Origin of the sequence: Rhodoplanes roseus, assembly GCF_003258865.1 — a bacterium.
Classification (GTDB): domain Bacteria; phylum Pseudomonadota; class Alphaproteobacteria; order Rhizobiales; family Xanthobacteraceae; genus Rhodoplanes; species Rhodoplanes roseus.
This window is the reverse complement of sequence record NZ_NPEX01000388.1, coordinates 1-4,384: the sequence shown is the minus strand read 5'-3', so window position 1 is coordinate 4,384 and position 4,384 is coordinate 1. Positions and strand designations below refer to the sequence as shown.

5 protein-coding genes are annotated in these 4,384 nt (G+C 70.2%); 4 read left to right on the top strand and 1 reads right to left on the bottom strand.

Going from position 1 to position 4,384, the window contains the following annotated elements; all coding sequences use genetic code 11:
* Positions 1-27 precede the first annotated feature (27 nt).
* From CH341_RS28720 to CH341_RS28705, 4 genes are all read left to right on the top strand, one after another.
* On the top strand, positions 28-957 hold the full coding sequence (locus CH341_RS28720; RefSeq protein WP_111422597.1) for an ABC transporter ATP-binding protein: 930 nt from the start codon (positions 28-30) through the stop codon (positions 955-957).
* An 81-nt stretch (positions 958-1,038) separates the two neighbouring features.
* A complete protein-coding gene (gene cynS, locus CH341_RS28715) occupies positions 1,039-1,527 on the top strand; it encodes a cyanase (RefSeq protein ID WP_111422595.1) in 489 nt (162 codons plus the stop codon).
* Positions 1,528-1,633: 106 nt separating this feature from the next.
* Positions 1,634-2,470 carry a class I SAM-dependent methyltransferase gene (locus tag CH341_RS28710; protein WP_111422593.1) on the top strand — a complete coding sequence of 279 codons (837 nt, stop codon included), beginning with the start codon at positions 1,634-1,636 and terminating at the stop codon, positions 2,468-2,470.
* Positions 2,471-2,664: 194 nt separating this feature from the next.
* Positions 2,665-3,189, top strand: a complete 525-nt coding sequence (locus CH341_RS28705) for a hypothetical protein (RefSeq protein WP_111422590.1) — start codon at positions 2,665-2,667, stop codon at positions 3,187-3,189.
* Positions 3,190-3,586: 397 nt separating this feature from the next.
* Here CH341_RS28705 and CH341_RS28700 read toward each other — a convergent pair.
* Positions 3,587-4,384 (bottom strand): extensin-like domain-containing protein (locus CH341_RS28700; RefSeq protein WP_111422588.1); only part of this gene is annotated, 798 nt, incomplete at its 5' end.

Below are 4,384 nucleotides of genomic sequence, written 5' to 3'. Positions count from 1 at the left end.
GGGAGGGTGGCAGCAGGCGGCCGGCCCATGACCCAAAAATTCATCTCCATCGAGGGCATCTCCAAGCGCTTTCCGGCGACGGGCGGCGGCACCACCACGGTGTTCGAGGATCTGTGGCTGCCGATGGAGCGCGGCACCTTCACGTGCATCATCGGGCACTCGGGCTGCGGCAAGACGACGGTGCTCAACGTGCTGGCCGGGCTCGACCGGCCGAGCGACGGCGCCGTGATCGTCGACAACCAGGCGATCGAGGGGCCGAGCCTCGACCGCGCCGTGATCTTCCAGAGCCACGCGCTCTTGCCCTGGCTCACCGTGATGGGCAACGTCGCCTATGCGGTATCGTCCAAATGGCGGGGATTCTCGCGCGCGCAGGTGGAGGAGCAGGCGCAGAAGTTCATCGCGCTGGTCGGCCTCTCGGGCGCCGAGCGGAAACGGCCGGCGGAGCTGTCGGGCGGCATGAAGCAACGCGTCGGCATCGCCCGCGCGCTGTCGATCGCGCCCAAGATCCTGCTGATGGACGAGCCGTTCTCGGCGCTCGACGCGCTCACCCGCGGCACCCTGCAGGACGAGGTCCGCCGCATCTGCCTGGAGACCGGCCAGACCGTGTTCATGATCACCCACGACGTCGACGAGGCGATCTATCTGGCCGACCGCATCGTGCTGATGACCAACGGCCCGCAGGCCGTGCTGGCCGAGATCGTCGACAACCCGCTGCCGGCCGACCGCGCCCGCAACGACGTCCACAAGCATCCGCTCTACTACGCGGTGCGCAATCACGTCGTCGACTTCCTGGTGACCCGCTCGAAGAGCTATTCCGACGCCGGCAAGGCGGCGCTCGACCGCCGCAATCCGCCCCTCGTCCGCCCCGGGATGCCGGAGCCGGCCGTGGTGGGCGGTGATTCACTCACGTCGTCATGGCCGGGCTCGTCCCGGCCATCCACGTCTCAGGCCGGTTGACGGCTGCAAGGCGTGGATGCCCGGCACGAGGCCGGGCATGCCGGAGACCTTTTCAGATCACCCGATCACAGGAGACCCGTCATGATCCGTTCCGACCTCACCGAGAAGCTGCTCGACATCAAGCGCGAGAAGGGCTGGACCTGGAAGTACATCTGCGACCAGATCGGCGGCTTCTCGCCGGTGCTGCTGGTCGGCGCGCTCTTGGGCCAGCACAAGCTCACCAAGCCGCAGGCCGCCAAGGCGGGCGAGCTGTTCGGCCTCGACAAGGCCGAGACCGCGATGCTCAACGAGGTGCCGATGCGCGGCGCCGACGCCGTGATGCCGCCGACCGACCCGCTGATCTACCGCTTCTACGAGCTGGTGCTGGTCAACGGCCCGGCCTGGAAGGCGCTGATCGAGGAGGAGTTCGGCGACGGCATCATGTCGGCGATCGACTTCGACATGCAGATGGAGCGGCTGCCCGACCCGAAGGGCGACCGCGTGAAGATCACCATGTCGGGCAAGTTCCTGCCCTTCAAGTATTACGGCGCCACCGGCAACGTCCCGGCCTACGGCTACAAGGAGGAGTAGGGCTCCGCCGCGAGGCTCCCTCGGTCCGGACGATGAAAAATTCGCCCGGACCATGCGGCTGCATCGTTCAAGGGACGGGCCGGGATGGCCCGGACGGGACGTGACAGTGGCCGACCTCCTCATTCACTCCATGTCGGAGTTCTCGGACATGATTCTCGCGGCGCTCCGGCTCGCCGATGCGCACGACATCGTCGAGATCGGCGCCGAATACGGTGGCATGTCGGAGCGGCTCGGCGATCACGTCGAGCGGCGCGGGGGACGGCTCGTCTGCGTCGATCCCGCCCCGAAGCCGACCTTCCTCGCCTGGGTGGCCGGCGCGCCGCATGTCCGTCACATCGCACAGCCGAGCCTCGACGCGATCGATGCGCTCGGTGGCATCGACGCCTGGCTGATCGACGGCGACCACAACTGGTACACGGTTTTTCACGAGCTCTCGGCGATCGAGGCCTGCTGCCGGCGCGACGGAAAGCCGATGCTCGCCGTCATCCACGATGTCGGGTGGCCATGCGCCCGGCGCGACATGTACTACGCCCCGGACCGCATCCCGGAGGCGTTCCGCCATCCCTTCTCGTATGACGGCGGCGTGGTGCTCGACCATCCGACCGTGGTGACGGGGCGTGGCTTCCGCGGCATGGGTGCGTTCGCCATCGCGACCCGGGAGGGCGGCCCACGCAACGGCGTCCTCACCGCGATCGACGATTTCCTGGCCGCCGCCATGGCGCAGGGCCGCGAATACGCCTGTGCAGAGATTCCCGGCGTGTTCGGCCTCGGCGTCCTGTTCGCGCTGGACGCGCCGTGGAGCGCGTCGCTCGCCGACCTGCTGATGCCGTTCCACCAGAACGCGCTGCTCGCGACGCTGGAGCGCAACCGCCTGCGCAATTACCTGCGGGTGATCGACATCCAGGACGAGGCCGCCGCCCGGTCGCAGACCCGCGCCTTCTGACCTCCCGCCGTAGTGCGGTTTTGCGGTTTGCCGGCCGTCGCGGCCCGAAGACACGATTGTGTCCTGAAGGCGAGGAATGCCTTGCCGCAGCGCACACTAATCGCTGCGCTGCAACATTGCTATTTATACGTACTCTGGTCCGGACGTCGCCGTCGCGGCTTCGAGCCGGACATGCAGACGCCAGGACGACCCCCATGATCTCGCTCGCCGTCAATGCCGCGCTCGCCTTCTACGGCGCCGTGTTCTTCTCCAGCCTCACGGCCTCGCCGCCGGCGGACCCCTATACGCGGGCGCTGAGCTTCGCCCTGTCGGGCGACGAGCGCATGCTGGTGCGGCCGGTGGACTGGAACGCCTGCGTGTTCGAGGTGAACAGCGCCGTGATCCGGGTCGGCGCCCTCGACCGATCGCGCCTCGCCTTCGCGGTGACGGAGACCAAGACGGGCTGGGGCCCGGTGCGTCGCGTCACCGTCGGCCTGCACGGCGACGGCCCGGTCTACGAGCGCACCGAGCTGGGCCTGGAGGAAGAGGGTCCGTGGGACGACGAGGCGGTCCGCATGCTCAAGCGCGCCGTCCGCGAGCGCAATCCGGAGCTGTTCGCCACCCGCAAGGTGGTCGCCAGCGACTACACGCTGACCCTCGCGACCACCGACCTCGACCGCGTCCGCGAGGATTGGGCCACCCTGCTGCGCGGCTGCACCACCCGGCACGGCGTGAACTGAGTCGGCTCTCCGCCCGCCCGCGACTCCCGCCGCCCTGAAACTCTCCTTCGCACCGAATTCTCCGTCACCCCGAGGCGCTCGCCGAAGGCGAGCCTCGAAGGGCGACGGCCCGCGACGCGCACCGATCCGTGCCGCTTAGGGTTCGCGCAGAAACAATCGAGTCGACGCCTCCGTCCGCCCTCACCCTGAGTCGAAGCGTCCGTCCGCCCTCACCCTGAGGAGCGCCGAAGGCGCGTCTCGAAGGGCAGGGGCGGCCCCCGCCGTGGCGATTTGGGGCCGCGCCCACCATGGTTCGAGGCTCGCTCGGCTCGCACCTCACCGTGAGGTCGGACGTGGTCATGCGGCTCGGGCCGACACCCGGTTGCTCGGGATGACGCGATCAGTCCCGGGCGGGCCCTTACTCCTCCGCCGGCCCCGCGGCGGCATCGGGCTCGGGCGCGTCGGGCTCGGCCTCCGGCGCCGGCGCTGCGGGCTTCGCCGGGCCGGGCTTGGCCGGCGGCTTCCAGGACGGGTCGCGCACCTCCCACTTGCACAGGCGCATGCCGTTTCGCCGCTCGGCGAGATCGAGATGCACGTGGGTCTCGTGGTAGCCGTCCGAGCCGGGGCCCAGCACGGTCATGAAGCGGGCGCAGGCGGCGGCCTGCAGCTTCGTGCGGAGCGGCTTGTCGGCCGCCGGATCGGTGAGGCCGACGGTGCGGCCGCCGGGCAGCGACAGGCCGCGGATGTCGATCGCGTTGCCGGTGCCGTGCTCGCTCATCTTGGCGCCGATGATGCGGTTGCGCGGCCGGCATTCGTAGGAGCTGTCGACCACCAGGCCGGTGAGATGCCCCCCGGCCGCGACGGCGAGCGGCGCGACGTCCTCGCGCACCCATTGGGCCAGCACCTCGACCATGCTGCAGCGGAGGCGGGTCGGAGCCTGAAGGCCCGGTCCGTGCACGGCGACCCGCGACCCGTCCGGCAGGCGAAACGCGACGAGGCGGACGAGCTCGCCCGTCTCGCAGCCGGGCTTGCCGATCGCCGGCGGCTCCGGCTCGGCCTCGGCTAGGCCGGCGAGCCGCACCAGGCAGGCCGCATGGCGCGCCTCCGCCTCGGGATTCGTCGGCAGGCTCGGGGGCAGCGGCCGGCCGGCCTCGTCGAGCGGCGGGCGCGGACGCGGCAGCGGCGCCACGACCGGCAGTCCCAACGGCAGATCGAG